The 15,557-nt window shown below is 71.3% G+C and carries 17 protein-coding genes; 10 read left to right on the forward strand and 7 right to left on the reverse strand.

The window, feature by feature from the left end; genetic code table 11:
- The first annotated feature begins 737 nt into the window (after positions 1 to 737).
- Both ACIQWR_RS20815 and ACIQWR_RS20820 read left to right on the forward strand, forming a co-directional pair.
- Positions 738 to 1,787 carry a hypothetical protein gene (locus tag ACIQWR_RS20815; protein WP_404011480.1) on the forward strand — a complete coding sequence of 350 codons (1,050 nt, stop codon included), beginning with the start codon at positions 738 to 740 and terminating at the stop codon, positions 1,785 to 1,787.
- A 17-nt stretch (positions 1,788 to 1,804) separates the two neighbouring features.
- Positions 1,805 to 2,254, forward strand: coding sequence for a hypothetical protein (locus ACIQWR_RS20820; RefSeq protein WP_404011483.1), 450 nt, complete (start codon positions 1,805 to 1,807; stop codon positions 2,252 to 2,254).
- 90 nt (positions 2,255 to 2,344) lie between these two features.
- Here the strand turns inward: ACIQWR_RS20820 and ACIQWR_RS20825 are convergent, their stop codons facing one another.
- Together ACIQWR_RS20825 and ACIQWR_RS20830 are read right to left on the reverse strand one after the other, a co-directional pair.
- On the reverse strand, positions 2,345 to 3,043 hold the full coding sequence (locus ACIQWR_RS20825) for a hypothetical protein (protein WP_404011486.1): 699 nt from the start codon (positions 3,041 to 3,043) through the stop codon (positions 2,345 to 2,347).
- A gap of 71 nt (positions 3,044 to 3,114) precedes the next feature.
- Positions 3,115 to 3,714, reverse strand: a complete 600-nt coding sequence (locus tag ACIQWR_RS20830) for a TetR/AcrR family transcriptional regulator (protein WP_404011489.1) — start codon at positions 3,712 to 3,714, stop codon at positions 3,115 to 3,117.
- A gap of 112 nt (positions 3,715 to 3,826) precedes the next feature.
- On the opposite strand from ACIQWR_RS20830, the gene ACIQWR_RS20835 reads away from it, so the two are divergent.
- The gene (locus ACIQWR_RS20835; protein ID WP_404011492.1) at positions 3,827 to 4,195 is read left to right on the forward strand and encodes a rhodanese-like domain-containing protein; all 369 of its coding nucleotides are present in this window, start codon (positions 3,827 to 3,829) and stop codon (positions 4,193 to 4,195) included.
- 83 nt (positions 4,196 to 4,278) lie between these two features.
- On the forward strand, positions 4,279 to 5,394 hold the full coding sequence (locus ACIQWR_RS20840) for an NlpC/P60 family protein (protein WP_404011495.1): 1,116 nt from the start codon (positions 4,279 to 4,281) through the stop codon (positions 5,392 to 5,394).
- A gap of 323 nt (positions 5,395 to 5,717) precedes the next feature.
- Here the strand turns inward: ACIQWR_RS20840 and ACIQWR_RS20845 are convergent, their stop codons facing one another.
- The gene (locus ACIQWR_RS20845; protein ID WP_404011497.1) at positions 5,718 to 6,002 is read right to left on the reverse strand and encodes a pyrimidine/purine nucleoside phosphorylase; all 285 of its coding nucleotides are present in this window, start codon (positions 6,000 to 6,002) and stop codon (positions 5,718 to 5,720) included.
- 92 nt (positions 6,003 to 6,094) lie between these two features.
- On the reverse strand, positions 6,095 to 7,558 hold the full coding sequence (locus ACIQWR_RS20850; protein WP_404011499.1) for an MFS transporter: 1,464 nt from the start codon (positions 7,556 to 7,558) through the stop codon (positions 6,095 to 6,097).
- Between the two features lie 193 nt (positions 7,559 to 7,751).
- Between ACIQWR_RS20850 and ACIQWR_RS20855 the strand changes: the two genes are divergently transcribed.
- Entirely contained in the window at positions 7,752 to 8,369 is a 618-nt protein-coding gene (locus ACIQWR_RS20855; protein WP_404011501.1) for a TetR/AcrR family transcriptional regulator, read from the forward strand.
- A 30-nt stretch (positions 8,370 to 8,399) separates the two neighbouring features.
- Here the strand turns inward: ACIQWR_RS20855 and ACIQWR_RS20860 are convergent, their stop codons facing one another.
- The gene (locus ACIQWR_RS20860) at positions 8,400 to 9,233 is read right to left on the reverse strand and encodes an alpha/beta fold hydrolase (RefSeq protein WP_404011504.1); all 834 of its coding nucleotides are present in this window, start codon (positions 9,231 to 9,233) and stop codon (positions 8,400 to 8,402) included.
- A gap of 335 nt (positions 9,234 to 9,568) precedes the next feature.
- Between ACIQWR_RS20860 and ACIQWR_RS20865 the strand changes: the two genes are divergently transcribed.
- Positions 9,569 to 9,940, forward strand: coding sequence for a hypothetical protein (locus ACIQWR_RS20865; protein WP_404011506.1), 372 nt, complete (start codon positions 9,569 to 9,571; stop codon positions 9,938 to 9,940).
- 92 nt (positions 9,941 to 10,032) lie between these two features.
- Here the strand turns inward: ACIQWR_RS20865 and ACIQWR_RS20870 are convergent, their stop codons facing one another.
- Both ACIQWR_RS20870 and ACIQWR_RS20875 read right to left on the reverse strand, forming a co-directional pair.
- The gene (locus tag ACIQWR_RS20870) at positions 10,033 to 10,881 is read right to left on the reverse strand and encodes an aminoglycoside N(3)-acetyltransferase (protein ID WP_404011507.1); all 849 of its coding nucleotides are present in this window, start codon (positions 10,879 to 10,881) and stop codon (positions 10,033 to 10,035) included.
- A 66-nt stretch (positions 10,882 to 10,947) separates the two neighbouring features.
- Positions 10,948 to 11,145, reverse strand: coding sequence for a helix-turn-helix domain-containing protein (locus ACIQWR_RS20875; RefSeq protein ID WP_404012017.1), 198 nt, complete (start codon positions 11,143 to 11,145; stop codon positions 10,948 to 10,950).
- Between the two features lie 546 nt (positions 11,146 to 11,691).
- Between ACIQWR_RS20875 and ACIQWR_RS20880 the strand changes: the two genes are divergently transcribed.
- The 4 genes from ACIQWR_RS20880 to ACIQWR_RS20895 form a co-directional block, all read left to right on the forward strand.
- Positions 11,692 to 12,687 (forward strand): LuxR C-terminal-related transcriptional regulator, encoded by a 996-nt coding sequence (locus tag ACIQWR_RS20880; RefSeq protein WP_404012019.1) that lies wholly within the window; start codon positions 11,692 to 11,694, stop codon positions 12,685 to 12,687.
- Between the two features lie 458 nt (positions 12,688 to 13,145).
- On the forward strand, positions 13,146 to 13,334 hold the full coding sequence (locus ACIQWR_RS20885; RefSeq protein ID WP_404011510.1) for a hypothetical protein: 189 nt from the start codon (positions 13,146 to 13,148) through the stop codon (positions 13,332 to 13,334).
- Positions 13,335 to 13,386: 52 nt separating this feature from the next.
- A complete protein-coding gene (locus tag ACIQWR_RS20890; RefSeq protein ID WP_404011513.1) occupies positions 13,387 to 14,139 on the forward strand; it encodes a 4'-phosphopantetheinyl transferase in 753 nt (250 codons plus the stop codon).
- Positions 14,140 to 14,500: 361 nt separating this feature from the next.
- Positions 14,501 to 15,557: polyketide synthase dehydratase domain-containing protein (locus ACIQWR_RS20895; protein ID WP_404011516.1), on the forward strand; the 1,057-nt coding region annotated here is incomplete at its 3' end.

Genomic DNA, 15,557 nt, shown 5'->3' on the forward strand with positions numbered 1-15,557 from the left:
CATTCGTCAGTTCATGCCGACGCACCATGACCGACTCCTGCCCGGAACAGCGGTAGATCCACCATGCAGGGCAAGAGCCATCAGACACTGCCTAGTGCTGTGACCGGAAAGGTTCACCGGGTCGCGGCGCCCGGCACGGCACCTCTCCCCCAGCTACCGCTGGGAGGTGCCCCCTGCGTTGTCGGACCACGACGGTACGTCCAGTACGAGTCGTGGCCCTCCGTCTTGCGATGCACCGCACCGGACACCGCGACCCGGCAAACCTTTCCGGCCACAGCACTAGGGACTCCCCGAAGGGTGCGGAGTTCGGGCCGGAAGTCGCATCGGACGGACCACCGGGTGTCGCATCATCGCGCGGGCGAATCGACTCTCGGGGAATTGTGGGCGCCCGTTCACATCAAGATCATCTAAGGGAGTGGTCGCGGTTCGCGGCCACCTTCCCCGTGGTGACCGGCGGGGAGCCGGAGTTCCGAGAACAGTGGGAGCCATCGCATGGACCAGTGGATCATCGACGCCTTTTCCGTCATCGCCCGAGGGGTGGTGATCCTGCTCGGCATGCTGTGACGGCCCGTCCCGCTCGCAGGGCGCCTGTAGCGGGCCCGTAGCGAAGCGGCGCCCTCGGAGCTGCCCCGGTGTTTCGAAAGGGGCGGCTCCGAGGGGGCTCGGTTGCCAAGGCGGGCCGTATTGGGCACCATCCACGTCATGACGACACGAAAGGGCCCGCGGCCCCCGGCCTGTTGACCGGCTCCTGGTGGGCGCGCGACGACGTCGTCGGCGGCGGCGAGGATCCCGCACCCACCCTCTTCGACCATGCGCGGATCCTTCGCGCGCGCTACGGCCCCGGTCCGTGGCCCGGCTTCGGGGATCCGCTCCCCGATGCGCGTCCGGACGCCACGCGCCTCGCCTTCGTCGGCGGTGGCGAAGACGCACTGCTACGACGTACCCCGGACGGGGACGGTGTGCTGCGCCCCACCGGTATCGAACTCGCCGATCACCTGACCCACCTGCTACGGGCATCGGCGTCCGGCCGTGGTGAAGACGAGCGCAGGGGCCCGCGCGACTTCCATGACCTCCACGACCTGCTCGTCACCTGTTCGCCGATCGACGTCGCCGACGAGCTCGGCGCCGAGGTCCGCCGTCGCGGCCTCCCGTCCGACGGACTGCGCGCACTGGGACGGCAATTGGCCGAGCGCGGTACCCACCGGGCGCCGGTCAAGATCGGCCTGGTGCTCCTGGGCCTGGGCGGGGACTCCCGCGACCGGGAGCTGCTGCTCCTGCTCGGCGCCCTGGACGAGCTCACCCTCTACGCAGCCGTCGCGCTCCACCGCTCCCAGACCGACGGAGACGCTGCCGTCCACACCCTCGCCCAGCGGGTCGCGGGTTGGGGACGCGTCCAGGCGGTACGGACGCTGCGCGGGACCACCGATCCCCGGATCGGGGCGTGGTTGCTGCGCGAGGGCTTCCGCAACACCATCACGGTCGAGTACCTCGCCCACCTCGCCGCGACAACGGGTGACCTGCACGGAGCACTGCGCCGCCCCCACGTCGACACTCCGCTCCTGGACGGCGGCGGGAGCATCCTGGCCGCGATGGCCGACGGCCAAGGGGGTCCCGCACCCGGGCTGGCCGACTACGCGCACGCCGTCCCCGTGCTGCACCGCTACGCCGACCTGGTCCGGGTCCGGCCGCCCACGCTCACCGTGCTGCGGAGCCTGATCGGCATCACCCTGTTCTTCCGCCATCCCCCGAGGAACTCCCTTGGACACCCGCCGACATCGCGCACCTGACGGCACGCTTCGAGGACATGCTCCGCGCACCCCGTTGGGCCGCCCTCGTCCTGGGTCACCTCGCCGACCCCCGGCGACCCGACTTCCACCTCGCGCTGCGACCTGCCGAAGTCCTGGGCCTGACGCCGACGGCCGCGCTCCTGGCACGACTGGAAACCGGACCGTCCCTGCTCGAACCGACCTGGGCCCATGCGCTGCGCCACTGCGGCCGCCAGCACGTCGCGCGCATCCTCGACCTGGCCGAACGCCGTCTTGCCGCGACTTCCGGCCCCGAACACGACCACGCCCTCCTGCTGTTCGCGCACCTGCTGCGGGGCCACCCCGAACACGGCTGGCCCCTGCTGCGGTACGCGCTCACCAGCGGGGCGCCCGAAACGCGGCGCACCGCGTCGAGCACCCTCGCCGCATGGCCGGTCGACGCCCTCACCCGGGAGGCCGCCGCCCACCTGCGCCGCACGACGGGGTGATCCCGGTCCCGCCGAAGTCGGAGTCGGAGTGGGAGGCGAGAAGTCGGAGTCGGAGTCGGGGCGGAGTGGGTCAGGTGTCGGATGCCCGGTTCAGGAGGGCGGTGCCGAGGTCGCTCGTCGTGTAGCGGACCTCGCGTCGGTAGCGGTGGCTGGTGAGAAGGCCCGCGTCGCGCGGCGCGGCAGGTGCTGGGACACCGCGCCGAGGCCGAGGCCGCACCGGGCGGCCAGCTGCGTGGTCGTGGCCGGTGAGCTGGACGTGAGCAGCAGCCGGGCCCGGCCGCGGCCCAGCAGCCGGGCCAGCCCGTCCCCGGACGCGGCGTGGCGCTCCCACAGGGTGGCGACCGTCCGTGAGGGGTGGACGGCGGTCGGCGGGGTGGGGCCGGGTCCTGCCAGCAGGTGGCGGCGCGCCGCGAACGCGCTGGGCGCCAGCGTCAGGCCCGTACCGCCCGGGTCCAGTCCCGCCGCGGGCAGGTCCGCGGACACCAGCCGGTCACCGGTCCGACGCGGCGCGGGGTGCAGCCGGTGGAACACCTCGTGGATGCCGGCTTCGGCGAGCCGCCAGGTCCGGTACGCGATGTCCGCCTCCAGTACGGCCCGGATCCGCGGCCAGTACGGTCGGACCGCAGCCTCCCACCAGGCGCGCAGGGCGTCCGTCAGCGGCGCCCGCCCGGCGATGTTGGTCGGAGCCCTCGGCGAACTCCTCGCCGTCCTTTCCCTACTCGTCTCGCCGTTGCGCTCGGCACGGAGCCTCCCGGCCGGCCGCGGCGCCGGACCCGCGGCGGTACGCACCCCCGCCGGCTGACCCTTCGGGCCGCGCCGGTGCCCGTGAGCTCAGGGCCGGGCCGGCGCCGGCCCGTGCGTCACGCGGCCGCGCGGGCGAGGCGGAGCAGGCCGGCGCGCAGCCGTTCCTCGCCGAGTTCGGGGAGCAGCGCGGCGACGTGATCGGCGGCCAGGGCCGCGAGCAGCGCATGTGCGGCATGATCGGGATCGGGCGCCCCGGCGAGCTGGATCGCCACGTGCCGGTGCCAGAAGCGGTACGCACCGATCCGGTACCGCGCGCCGGGAGTGGCGGTCTCCGACATCCGCACCAGGGGCAGGTGCTCCAGGAGGTAGTCCAGGTAGGCGTCGAGGAACGCGGCCAGGCGTTCGGGGGCCGGGGCGCCCGGGCCGAGCGGAGGCGGCCCGTGCAGCACGGCCTCCTGGAGCACCCGCTCGCGGGAATCGAGCAGCGCGGCGGCCAGTCCCGCCTTGTCGCCGAAGCGGCGGAAGAGCGTGCCCTTGCCGACGCCGGCGGCCGCGGCGACCTGGTCCATGGACACTGCCTCGACGCCGTGCTCGGCGAACAGGCCGGCGGCCGCCTCCAGTACGGCGGCCCGGTTGCGCGCCGCGTCCGCGCGCTCCTTGGGCGGCGGTGTCCGCAGGATCTCCAAGACCTGCGGCGGGTCCATCGCTCCGGTCACGTCCGGTCCTTCCTTCTCTCGGTCTTCCCATGGCATTGCATAAACGGACCACGGTCCGGTACTGTCACGACTCGTAAAAGGACTATAGTCCGCTTCTCTGGGAGGCAGTGGCATGACCCTACTCATCACCCGCGACGAACTGGCCTCGGCGATCGACGCAGGCGCCGTGACCGTCCTCGACACCTTGGGCGGTACGTACTACGCCCAGCAGCACCTGCCCGGCGCCGTGGAGCTCGTGCGGGCGGACGTCGACGCCCTGGCTCCGACCCTCCTCCCCGACCTGGACGCCCCGATCGTCACCTACTGCTCCAACCCGGCGTGCCCGAACAGCGGGCAGGTCGCCGACCGGCTGACCGCCCTGGGCTACACCGATGTGCGCAAGTACCGCGAGGGCATCCAGGACTGGGTGGAGGCCGGTCTGCCCACCGAGTCCGCAGCCGCCGCCGGAGCCCCCGCAGCAGCTCCCGCCGGAACCATCTGATCCCGACCCCAGTGGCCTGAATCAGCCGCATGGGCGGCTGATCGGTCCCTGGTCCACGACGGCTCGCGCAGGACAATCGTCGTATGCCCCTCTCGAAAGTCGTGCTGCCCGTTGCCGTCGGCGCCGTCATGGCCCTCGTCCCCCTGGCACCTCAGATGTCCGCGATCGACGCCCCGTCATCGGCGTCCCCGGCGTCGTCCTCGGCGGCTTCGGCCGCCTGCAAGGGCGCCAGGACCTGCTACGTCGACGTGTCCGTCGCCCAGATCTGGGAGAGCCCCGAGAAGGTCCGGACGGTGGACGCGAAGGCGCTCACCAACCCGGTCGACATCCGGGGCTGGTTCGCCGCGATGGCCCCCGACATCAACCTGCGCCGCGACGTCCCGGGGGAGACGCAGGCCCTGTACGGGGGCCGGGTCACCGTGGTGGACACGATGACCAAGGACGGCGTGCTCTGGGACAAGGTGGTGGTCCACGGCCAGCCGACGCCCCGGGACGCGGTCGGCTACCCCGGTTGGGTGCCCGACCGGCAGCTGACGAAGGTCCGGAAGAAGGCTCCGGCCGGCGCGACCGCCGAGCGCGTCACCCGTGCGACGGCCTGGGGCTACGGCTCTCGGCAGGCGTTGGCGGCGGGGGCGAAGCCCAAGGGGGGCGTCGAGTACTCCTTCAACACGGAGTTCGCCGTGCAGCCGGTCCCGGGTGCTCCCTTCGTCGTGCAGGCCCGGGCGAACGACGGTAGCCCGATCTACTTCAAGCGGGCCGACCTCGGGAAGGTCCCGACGTCGGGGGCGACGGGCGACGACGTGGTCGCCGAGGCGCGCAAGTTCCTCGGCCTGGACTACCTGTGGTCGGGCACGGCCGGCTTCGGCTACGACTGTTCGGGCCTGACGAGCCAGGTGTACTCCGCGCTCGGCATCACGATCCCCCGCGACAGCCAGCCGCAGTTCGACGCGGGCGGCGGCGCGGCGCCGGCCGGCTCGGCCGTGGGCGAGCGGATCGCGTCGCCGGACGACCTGCGGCCCGGCGATGTGGTGGGCTTCGGCAGCAGCACGTCCAGCGTCACCCACATCGGCATCTACGTGGGCCGGAACGCCCAGGGCGAGCCGATGATGATCAACTCGCCCAAGACCGGGGAGAAGGTGCGGGAAGAGCCCCTCGCGAACCGCCCGTTCGTGGGCGCCACGCGCTTCATCAGCTCCTGACACCGGGGGCCGCGGCCGCGCGCAGGCGGCGGGGCGGCCGGGCGGCCGGCCGATCGAGGGTCGACCGGCCGGCCGAGGACCGGCCGCTCAAGCGGCTGCGGCCAGCACGGTGTCGACCAGCTGCCGCTGGTCCTCGGTGAGGTAGGGATCCTGCGACTTCACCAGCTTGCCGTCGAGTTGGACGACGTAACGGAAGCCGTCGGGTACGGGCGTCCGCCCTGCGCAGCCGTCGTCGTCCGAGGCGAAAAGAGTCAGCGGCTGCGATCATCGCGCCAGGAGCGGAACTTCCCCCGGCGTGCGGCAGGTCGTTTCCCCGGCCCGGGTCAGTCGCGGTACTCGCAGAGGTACGCCGTGTCGATCTCGACCCGGAGGTGGAAGGTGCTGTCGGCCGGGACGTCGAAGTGCGAGCCGGACTCGAAGGTCTCCCACGCGTCGGAGCCGGGGAGCTTGACCGTCAGGGCGCCGCTGACGACGTGCATGGTCTCCCGCTTGGCGGTGCCGAACTCGTATGCTCCCGGCGCCATGACGCCGATGGTCGCCGGGCCCTCCCCACCCTGGAAGGCGATGGACTTGACCGTCCCGTCGAAGTACTCGTTGACCTTGAACACGGGTGTCTCCTGGAAGCCGAGCGGTGTGCGTGACCAGCTCCTTGCGCTGGTCAGGGGAGTCTAGGGGGTGTCCGACGGATGTCCGTGGCGGGTCACCTGTGCGTGGTGGTGGGGGCGGATTCGGGCGCGGGGTCCGAGGCGTCGTGCGGTTCGGGGCGTTCCGGTCGGAGGGCGGGGATGAGGGCGGCCACGGCGCCGGACAGCAGGGCGAAGCCGCCGCCGAGGACGAGGCCCGTGCGGAAGCCGGTCTCGGAGGTGAAGGTGACGCCTCCGGTGGTGGTGGTCAGCCGGGCCAGTACGACGCCGACGACGGCGGCGCCGACGGAGGTGCCCAGGGACCGCATCAGGGCGTTGAAGCCGTTCGCGGCGCCGGTCTCGGCCAGCGGCACCGCGCTCATGATCAGGGCGGGCATGGCGCCGTAGGCCAGGGCCACACCACTGTTCATGATCATCACGGCGACCATCAGGCCCGGCGCCGTCGAGGCCAGCAGCAGCGCGACGGCGTAGCCCGACGCCAGTACGAGCGCCCCGCTGACGAGGGTGACCTTCGGGCCGCGGGTGTTGGTGAGCCTGCCCCCGAGGGGGGAGACGACCATCATCATCAGCCCGCCGGGGAGCATCCACAGCCCGGCGGCCAGCATGGACTGGCCCAGGCCGTATCCGGTGGCCGCGGGGAACTGCAACAGCTGCGGCACGACGAGCATGCTGGCGTACATGCCGAAGCCGATGAGGACGGAGGCGAGGTTCGTCAGCAGGACGCGCGGGCGGACGGTGGTGCGCAGGTCCACCAGCGGGTCGCCGGTGCGCCACTCGAACCAGCCCCAGGAGGCCAGGATCACGACGGCCGCCGTGATCAGGCCCAGCGTGGTGGCCGAACCCCAGCCCCAGTCGGCCCCCTTGGACACGGAGAGCAGCAGGCACACCAGGCCCGCGGCCAGACCCAGGGCGCCGACGACGTCGAAGCGCTGGCCCTTGGCCGCGGCCGGCACCTCCGGTACGAAGGCCACGATCATGACGGCCACGACGACCGCGAGCGCGGCCGCGCCCCAGAAGAGGAAGCGCCAGTTCGCGTACTGCGCGATCGCGGCGGAGACCGGAAGGCCGATCCCGCCGCCGATGCCCATGGAGGCGCTCACCAGGGCGATGGAGGAGCTGAGCTTCTCGGCGGGCAGGACGTCGCGAAGCAGGGCGATGCCGAGCGGGATCATGCCCATGCCTATGCCTTGCAGCCCGCGTCCGACGATCATCGGAACGACGCTGCTCGCCAGCGCGCACACCACGGAGCCGATGATCAGGGGCAGGCAACAGGCCAGCAGCATGCGGCGCTTGCCGACCATGTCGCCCAGGCGCCCGCTGATGGGGACGCACACGCCGGCGACCAGGAGGGTGGCCGTGACGACCCAGGCGGCGTTGGAGTGGGAGGTGTGGAGCAGGGTCGGCAGGTCGGTGAGCAGCGGGGTGACCAGCGTCTGCATGACGGCCGCGGCGACTCCCGCGAGCGCGAGCGTGGCGATCACCCTGCTGGTGTTCGGGGCAGGCGTGGGCGGTTGTGGCATGGAGGGTCCTCGGGGCGTGTGCGCAGGACCGGCCGGCCGGACGGCACGGGACCCGCGAGGTACGGAGGGGACTGCCCGGCGGCGCGTGGGTACGGGGTCGGCGCACACCACAATCAGTAGTCAACTATCAGTTCGTGACGCGTGACGTGTCAACCAGATCTGATGGCCGACTATCGGTTGTATGGTCGAGGGCGTGTCGACCGAGACCCCCAGACCGCTGCGCGCCGACGCCGTGCGCAACGTCGAGAAGATCGTGCGGGCCGCCCGCGACGTGTACGCCGAGCTGGGCCCCGACGCCCCGCTCGACGAGATCGCGCGACGGGCCGGCGTGGGGATCGCGACGCTCTTCCGCCGCTTCCCGGACAAGGCCGCACTGCTGAGAGCCGTGCTCGACCAGCAGTTCACCCAGGACGTCCGGCCCGCCATCGACCGGGCCCTCGCCGACGAGGACCCGCGGCGCGGGCTCAGCGTCGTCATCGAGGCGGCCCTCACGTCGGCCGCCGACGAGTACCACGTGCTGACGGCCGCCCGGAACGCGGGCGTCTTCTCCGCGGAGACGGGCGCGCGCTTCTTCGACGCGCTCGACCCGCTGGTCGTGCGGGGCCAGGAGGCCGGAGTGATCCGCGGCGACCTCGTCCCCGACGACCTCAAGCGGATCATGAGCATGCTGGTCAGCGTGCTGTGGACGATGGATCCGACCGAGGACGGCTGGCGCCGCTACGTGACCCTGCTCCTGGACGGCCTGAACCCCACCGCGGCCAGTCCCCTCTCGCACCCCGCTCCTCCGCTCCTGCGCAGGCCGCATCCCTGAGGCGGGCGGCCCGGCGGCGTGCCCGCACGGCTACGACGGCGACGCCTGCGGGCGCGGTCCCGGCAGTCGGGCGGTGAGGAAGTCGAGCAGGACGGCATTGAAGCGCTCGGGCTGTTCGGCGCCGGGCAGGTGGCCCGCCCGTTCGATGACGGCCAGGGACGCGTGCGGGACCAGGCGCCGGATCGCCTCGGCGTCCGCGACGGGGGTGTACGCGTCGTCCGCCCCGACGACGATCAGCACCGGTTCCCGGACGGCGGGCAACGTGTCGCGGAAGTCCCGGCGTTCGGCCCGGCCGCGCAGGGCGGCGGCGGCGCCGCGGGGGTTGGTGGCGCGCATCATGGACAGCACGCGCGCGGCGACGTCCGGCATCGCTTCGACGTTGTACGCGGCGAGCATCTTGTCGATCACCTCGTCCGCGTATCCGCCCATGCCCTCGGCGAGGAGCCGGTCCGCCAGGCGGTTGCGGAACTCCTTGCCGTCCTCGGTCTCGGCCGGCGCGGAGGTGTCGGACAGGACGAGGGCGTGCACCCGCCCCGGGTGGCGGTGGTGGAACTCCATGGCGATCTGACCGCCCATGGAGACGCCGCCGACCACCGCGCGCTCGATGCCCAGGTGGTCGAGCAGCGCGGCGAGGTCGTCGGCGAAGTCGGAGAGGAAGACCTTGCCCGGGGTGACCCCGCTGAGCCCGTAGCCGCGCAGGTCCGGGGTGATGACCCGGTAGCCGGCCGCGCCCAGTGCCGCGGCCTGGGGCGCCCACAAGGTGCGGTCGAAGGGGTGGCCGTGCACCAGGAGCACCGGCAGGCCCGTCGCCGGGCCGAAGTCGTCGTGGTGGAGCGTGGTACCGCGCAGGGTCGTGGCGTTCATACCGGGCACCCTAACTCCACGATCTTGTCGTTCGCGCGTGCTCGGGTGGCGACCGCGATCGGTTCCGGTCGATATCCCGGAACTCCACTTCATTCCAGCCGACTTGACATATTCGGAGGGAGAAATCATGCGCTGCGGAATCCTCTATTCGCCCCGAAAGGCCGCATTCGCGCCGAGATGGTGTCGACGGAATGCGCGATTCGTGTGTGCGGCCCGGCCAATCGACCTGACGTATTGGGCCATTGGCGACTGGTCGACCCATCCATGCGGTGCATATGGTCTCGGCGCAAAGCTTTCGGAATCGGAAAGGAACCGACATCCTCGCGCGCCTCCCCGTGGGCTGGCTTGTGGCCCTGGCCGTCCTCGCCACCTGCGTCCTGTGTTTCGGCGTACAGCGCTGCCCGGGGATGCGCGGATCGGCCGCCGAGGCGGTCGGTCCTTCCCTCTTGTTCCTGCTTCTGATGACGGTGATGGGAGGTGTGGGAGCCGTGCCGAGGAACGCCCGGCAGATGGTGGTCATGTACTCCTTCACCTGGGTCGGTTTCACCATCGGTGCGCTTCCCAGCGGGAGATCGCTGCGCGCTCACCTCCGAGCCGGGGCGGCGTCGACGTCGGACCGGGGCCCCGTGGTCCCGACGCGCCATCTGGTCATCATGTGCGTGACGCTCTCCCTCACGCTGCTCCTGGCCTACGCGCTCGCCACATGAGCCCGGACCGGAGGCGGTGCGCGGGGAAGCGGCGGGACGGCCTCCCGGGGTCGCGGCCGCGAACGGTCGCGCCGTACGGGTGCCAGCGGGCGTCAGGCGGCGCGGGCCAGGACCGCCTCCTGCTCCGTGGCCGCCCCCCAGGCGTCCTCGGCGAGCAGCTCGGCCAGCCGGGCCGCGGCGAAGTCGGTGTAGCGGCCGGACTCCATCAGCAGGCAGCGGGCGGAGCCCACGGTGCGGCTGCGGACCAGGCCGGCCGCCTCGGCCTCGGCGCCCAGCAGCGAGAAGAACCGGCCGTTGTCCTCGGCGACGTCGGGGGTCTCCACCCAGACCCGCCCGTGCTGGATCTCGTACGGGAACCGGCGCACCTGGGTCCGGTGCCAGGGCACGCGCGACTCGGCGTGGTGCAGGAAGGAATTGCGGTTGTGGCCGACACCGAGCAGCAGGATGTGGGCCCCGAGCTCGTACATCCGCTCGAAGGGCGAGTCCGGGCCGAAGGCGTGCTGGAGCGGCTGCTCCGCGGTGATCGCGGCGGCCAGCGGGCCGACCGCCGCCACCGAGACCTGCGGATGGCGACCGCGCACGCGCTCGGGCAGCGCCAGCACCGCACTGGACACGGCTCCCATCGAGGTGGGGAGCCCGTCGTGGAAGAACGGCACGTGGCGCCGGTCCTCGTCCGCCCGCGCGTTCTCAAGGGGCGGCGTGTGCGGATGCGGGTCGCGGACCTGGGGCGTGAAGGTGGGCGCGACGACGGTGCCGGACGGGCCGACGCACCTGCGCAGCGCCCGTACGAGCGCGTGGGCCCCGTGCCGTACCGGGCCGAAGGCGGAGAGCGACGCGTGCACCATCACGACGGCTCCCTCGGGCAGGCCCAAGGAGCGGAATTCTCGATTCAGGAATTCCTCGTCGAGGACGGTGTCCGGGCTGGCTTCGGATATCGGCATGGTGTTCCTCGTCTCTGCGTGCGTCTGTGCGTGCGTCGCTTCGTCGGCCGTGCAGGGCGGAACCGGTCAGTGCGGGTCCGCGGAACCCTCGGCGGGACCGGAGGGGCCGCCCCGTCGACGGAAGGCGACCCCGGCCTCGGCCAGCATCCGGTGCACCCAGCCGTACGAGCGGCCGGTCGACTCGCTCAGCTCGCGGATCGACGCGCCGTTGAGGTAGGCCTTCTTCAGCTCCAGGGAGTGTTGGGCCCGAACCGGTCCCAACATGTGTTTCCTGTCCGGCAGATGGAGGTCCGTGGGGTCGGACTTCGGCTGGGGCCGGTCCGGTTCCGCCCGCTGGGGTTCCGCCTGGACCGGTTCCGTCTGGACCGGTTCCGCGTCGAGCGGTGCGGCCTCGGAGCCGGTCGGGGGCTCCATCAGGGCCGCCCCGCACTCCAGGACGGCGAAACCGGCGAAGGCGGGTGAGCGCAGGGCGCGCAGTGCCAGGCGCAGGGCCGCCGTCTCGGCGTCCGCGAGAGCGCCGCAGGAGAAGAACAGGCCGATGACGGGAGGCAGGTGCGGGTCGGGGATCGCGACGGCGACGTGTTCCAGGGCGTCGTCCGCGTCAGCGCGCGCCATCAGCTGGGCCGCGGTGTCCCGGGGCAGTTGCCGACTGCCGTCTAAGGGGGCCATGCGTAAGTGAACGAGATGCATGAGAACGAACATCGTCTGTCCGTCCGGCCGTATCAAGGAGATGAAGTTGGCCGGTTCCGGCAATTACCTGTTCTGGCCCTTACATGCCATGATCAATCTGAATCTGATGAGGGGGACGTCTTGCTGGGGTTGTTAGGATTAGATTCGCTGACCGAAGAGGTCTACCGTGCGATGCTGCTCCATCCCGGTAAAGGGGTGAGCGCGTTAGCCGAGCACCTGGGGCGACCGGAGCACGCGGTCCGGACCGCACTGGACAGGTTGCACGAATTATCGCTGGTACGCCCGTCCGCGGAGAACGGACTGCGCGCCGTCGAGCCCGAATTGGGCATGGAGGCGCTGCTGGCCAAGCAACAGGCGGACCTGGCGGCGCAGCGGCAGCGGATGGAGGAATCCCGCGCCGCGGCGGCCCAGTTGATCGCCCAGTTCTCCGAACTGCGCTCGACGTCCCGGCAACCGGGCGTCGAGCACCTCGATGACATCGAGCAGATCCGCGACCGGCTCGCGCTGCTCACCCGCCGGGTACGGACCGAGGTGATGACCTTCGCCCCCAACGGTGGCCACACGCAGGAGAGTCTGGACACCGCCAGGCCGTTGGACGCCGAACTGCTCGACCGCGGGGTGCGGATGCGGACGGTCTACCTGGACAGCGTCCGCAACAGTGCGCCCACCGTGGCCTACGCCGAGTGGCTGGCGGAGCGGGGCGGTGCCGTGCGCACGGCGCCGTCCCTACCGGTGCGCATGGTCATCGTGGACCGGGAGACCGCGCTCATTCCCGTCAATGCCGAAGAGGCCCGACATTCCGCGGTGGTGCTCACCGGACAGGGCACGTTGACCGCCCTGTGCGCGCTGTTCGACACCGTGTGGGCGTCGGCCTCGGACCTGGGGGAGGGGAACAAGCGGGACGAGTCGGGGCTCAGCGCGCAGGAGCGCGAGGTCCTGGCCTTCCTGTATCGCGGGATGACCGACGATGCCATCGCCAAACGGCTGGGCGTATCGCCGCGCACGGCGCGCCGGGTGGCCAACGACATGATGGAACGGCTGGGCGCCCGCAGTCGCTTCCAGGCAGGGGCCCTCGCCGTGCAGCACGGTTGGCTGCCGACCGTGCGAGCTCGCTGAGCGATCACCACAAGGGCGCGTCCGAATAGGGACATTGACTGGAATCACCCGTTGTCGTGGCGGAAAGGGAAGGGAAGGGAAAGGAGGGGAGGGGAAGGGAAGGGAAGGAAGAACCACCGGGCGGTACGACGCGGATCGACGCGGAACGACGCGGAACGACGAGCGACGACGCGGAATCGCCCCTGTGCACGCACCGACGGGCCGACCCCTTTGCGGGGGTCGGCCCGTCGGCGTTTCCGGTCACGGGGCGCGGAATTCCCCTTCGACGTGCGGGTCAGGCCGGAAACGGCAGCTGCCGGTTCCGGCAGGCGGGTAGCCCTTCCGGGCCGCTTCCGGCCCGGCCAGAGTGGAGACATCGCCGGGGACGCCCGAGAGAACCGCACAGCAAGAGCCCGACCAGCCAGCCAGGCATGCATGGCAGTCGGGGTCGCTGTCACCCGTTACTCGAAGGAGCTTCCATGTCCCGCCACACGACCGCCGCCGCCCAGACCGCCGCCGCCAAGACGGTCATGGTCCTCGCCACGGCGCTGCTCGCCCCGGTCCTCCTGGCCCAGAGCGCCTCCGCGGATCCGGCCTCCTCCGCCGCCCCCACCACGGTCACCACCACGACCCCCGCCGCCGGGACGAACTCCATGATCTGGGACTGAACCCCCGCTTCACCGGCCGTGCGACGACAACAAGTGAAGAAAGGGGAGGCTCGTGATCGAGGAGATACTTCCCGCTGAGGTGGCCGCCATCGACGCGGTCGACGAGGACGTGGCCGATCTCTTCGCCGTGGAGCGCGCGGCGATCGGCGGAGCGGTTCCCGAGCGCCGCCGGGAGTTCGCGATGGTGCGCAAGTCCGCCCGGACGGCGCTGGGGCAGCTCGGCATCCCGCCCGTGCCCCTCGTGCCGGGCGCCGGCCGGGCCCCGGTCTGGCCGACCGGAGTGGTCGGGAGCATGACGCACTGCCCGGGCTACCGCGCCGCCGCGGTGGCCCGGTCCAGCAGGGTGCACGCCCTCGGTATCGACGCCGAGGTCAGTGAGCCGCTGCCGAGCGGGGTGTTGCAGATGATCGGATTGCCTTCGGAGCGCGCGATGCTCGCCCGACTTGACGAACAACACCCTGAAGTTCCGTGGGACCGATTGCTGTTCAGCTGTAAGGAGTCCGTCTACAAGATCTGGTACCCGCTCGCCGGAACCATGCTGGAGTTCGACGGCGCGGAGGTCGAAATCGACCCAGGTGGCGGCTTTTCCGCGCGATTTACGGCCGAGGGGCCGGTGGCCGCCGGTCGCAGGGTCTCGCACCTTTCGGGACGCTGGCTGCACCGGGACGGTCTGCTGCTCACCGGAATCGCATTGGGAATGATCAATCTTCCCGGGATTTCATTGCGTCGGGATGATCACTCGCCTAGGCTCCAACTTGCCATCTCGTCAGGTGAATTGACGAGGAGTTCCCTTGGCTGGAACTAGGCGCAACGGGGGTCAGATCCGGCCACGTACCGGACGAGCGCGCGGGGGGACTGTATTTGAGAGTCTGCGGACTGTAACGGGGCCACCTCCGCTTACGGGAGGGCTGGTCAGCCGGGCTGCCGCCCGTATCCGCCAGGTGTCCGCAGGGCGCCTCGCCTTCATCGACGCCGTCGACAGCTGTCGCTTCCGGCGCCATTGAGGCATGCCCTGGACGGGTTGATTGATCATGTTCCGCTTCTTTGCGCGGAGATCCTGGCGATCAGAATGACGGAGTTCTCTCACGTACTCCGGAATGAATTCTTCCGGCTGGGCCTGGACCGGGCCCCCTCGCCGGATCGTCGCTCGTCTGGGATGGAAACCGATGGCCGTATCCGAATCGCCCGTGTTCACCGAGACCTTCACGGTCACGTCCGAAAACCCCCTGCTGCACGGCCATGTCGTGTACGGGCGGCCGCTGCTGCCGGGAGTCGGCTACGTGGACCTGGTGCTCCAGGTCCTCGCCCGGCACGGCCACGCCATGCCGGACGTCGAGCTGCGCAACCTCACGATCCTCGCGCCCCTCGTCGCTGCACCGGGTGAACGCGTACGGACCACCATCGAGGGACGTCCCTCCCCGCGCGGCGGCTGGCGCATCGAGGTCCGCAGCCGCCGCGAACAGGACGCGGCCGACGTCCTGCACGCCGTCGTGGCCGCCCATCGACGGGAACCGGCCGCCTTCACCGAGCGGTTGGCGCTCCCGCTGGACGGGGTGACCGGTGCGACCCCGGTGACCGACATCTACCGCTGGTGCCGGGAGCACGATCTCCAGCACTCCGGCATGATGAAGATCAGCGGTCAGGTGCACCACCGGTCCGGCGACTGGATCGCCGAATTGGAGCTGGCCCCCGAGTACCACGGCACCACCGAGGCGTTCCTCTTCCACCCCGCGCTGTTCGAAGCCGGGCTGCTCGGCGGCGGTATCGCCATCGGCATGCTGCACGGCGACGACGACGGCCCGGGGCTGTACCTGCCGCTGATGTTCGAGGAGTTCCGGGCGTCGGGCCCGCTGGGCAAGCGCGTCTTCGTCCGGGTCCCGGCCGAGTCGGTGCGCCGGGACGAGGAACTCATCCGGCTGGTGGTCGAGTTCTACGACGAGACCGGGCGCAAGGTTGCCGAGGTCGGTCGGTTCGTGGCCAAGCGGGTCCGGGCCCAGTCCTCCCTCGACGTCCGCGAGGCCCAGGCGCCCGAGCCCGTGTCCGCGCCGGTTGCCGTCGCCGCGCCCGCGTCCGTTCCTGCCGCCGCCGGGCCCGCCGCCGATGTCGTCGCCGATGCCGTTCGTGTGGGTGGCGGTGGTGATTTCGTGTCGGTGTTGCGGGAGCTGGTGGCGGTTCCGTTGGGGCGTGCGGCGGCTGATGTGGAGGTGGATCTGGGGTATTACG

The sequence above is a fragment of the Streptomyces sp. NPDC098789 genome (assembly GCF_044759975.1).
Taxonomy (GTDB): domain Bacteria; phylum Actinomycetota; class Actinomycetes; order Streptomycetales; family Streptomycetaceae; genus Streptomyces.

What these genes read in the sequence shown, in the direction of transcription:
- ACIQWR_RS20820 (WP_404011483.1), top strand. Translation starts at nt 1,805, where the DNA reads ATGCTCCGCGCACCCCGTTGGGCCGCCCTCGTCCTGGGTCACCTCGCC.
- ACIQWR_RS20835 (WP_404011492.1), top strand. Translation starts at nt 3,827, where the DNA reads ATGACCCTACTCATCACCCGCGACGAACTGGCCTCGGCGATCGACGCA.
- ACIQWR_RS20840 (WP_404011495.1), top strand. Translation starts at nt 4,279, where the DNA reads ATGCCCCTCTCGAAAGTCGTGCTGCCCGTTGCCGTCGGCGCCGTCATG.
- ACIQWR_RS20850 (WP_404011499.1), bottom strand. Translation starts at nt 7,558, where the DNA reads ATGCCACAACCGCCCACGCCTGCCCCGAACACCAGCAGGGTGATCGCC.
- ACIQWR_RS20860 (WP_404011504.1), bottom strand. Translation starts at nt 9,233, where the DNA reads ATGAACGCCACGACCCTGCGCGGTACCACGCTCCACCACGACGACTTC.
- ACIQWR_RS20870 (WP_404011507.1), bottom strand. Translation starts at nt 10,881, where the DNA reads ATGCCGATATCCGAAGCCAGCCCGGACACCGTCCTCGACGAGGAATTC.
- ACIQWR_RS20875 (WP_404012017.1), bottom strand. Translation starts at nt 11,145, where the DNA reads ATGTTGGGACCGGTTCGGGCCCAACACTCCCTGGAGCTGAAGAAGGCC.
- ACIQWR_RS20885 (WP_404011510.1), top strand. Translation starts at nt 13,146, where the DNA reads ATGTCCCGCCACACGACCGCCGCCGCCCAGACCGCCGCCGCCAAGACG.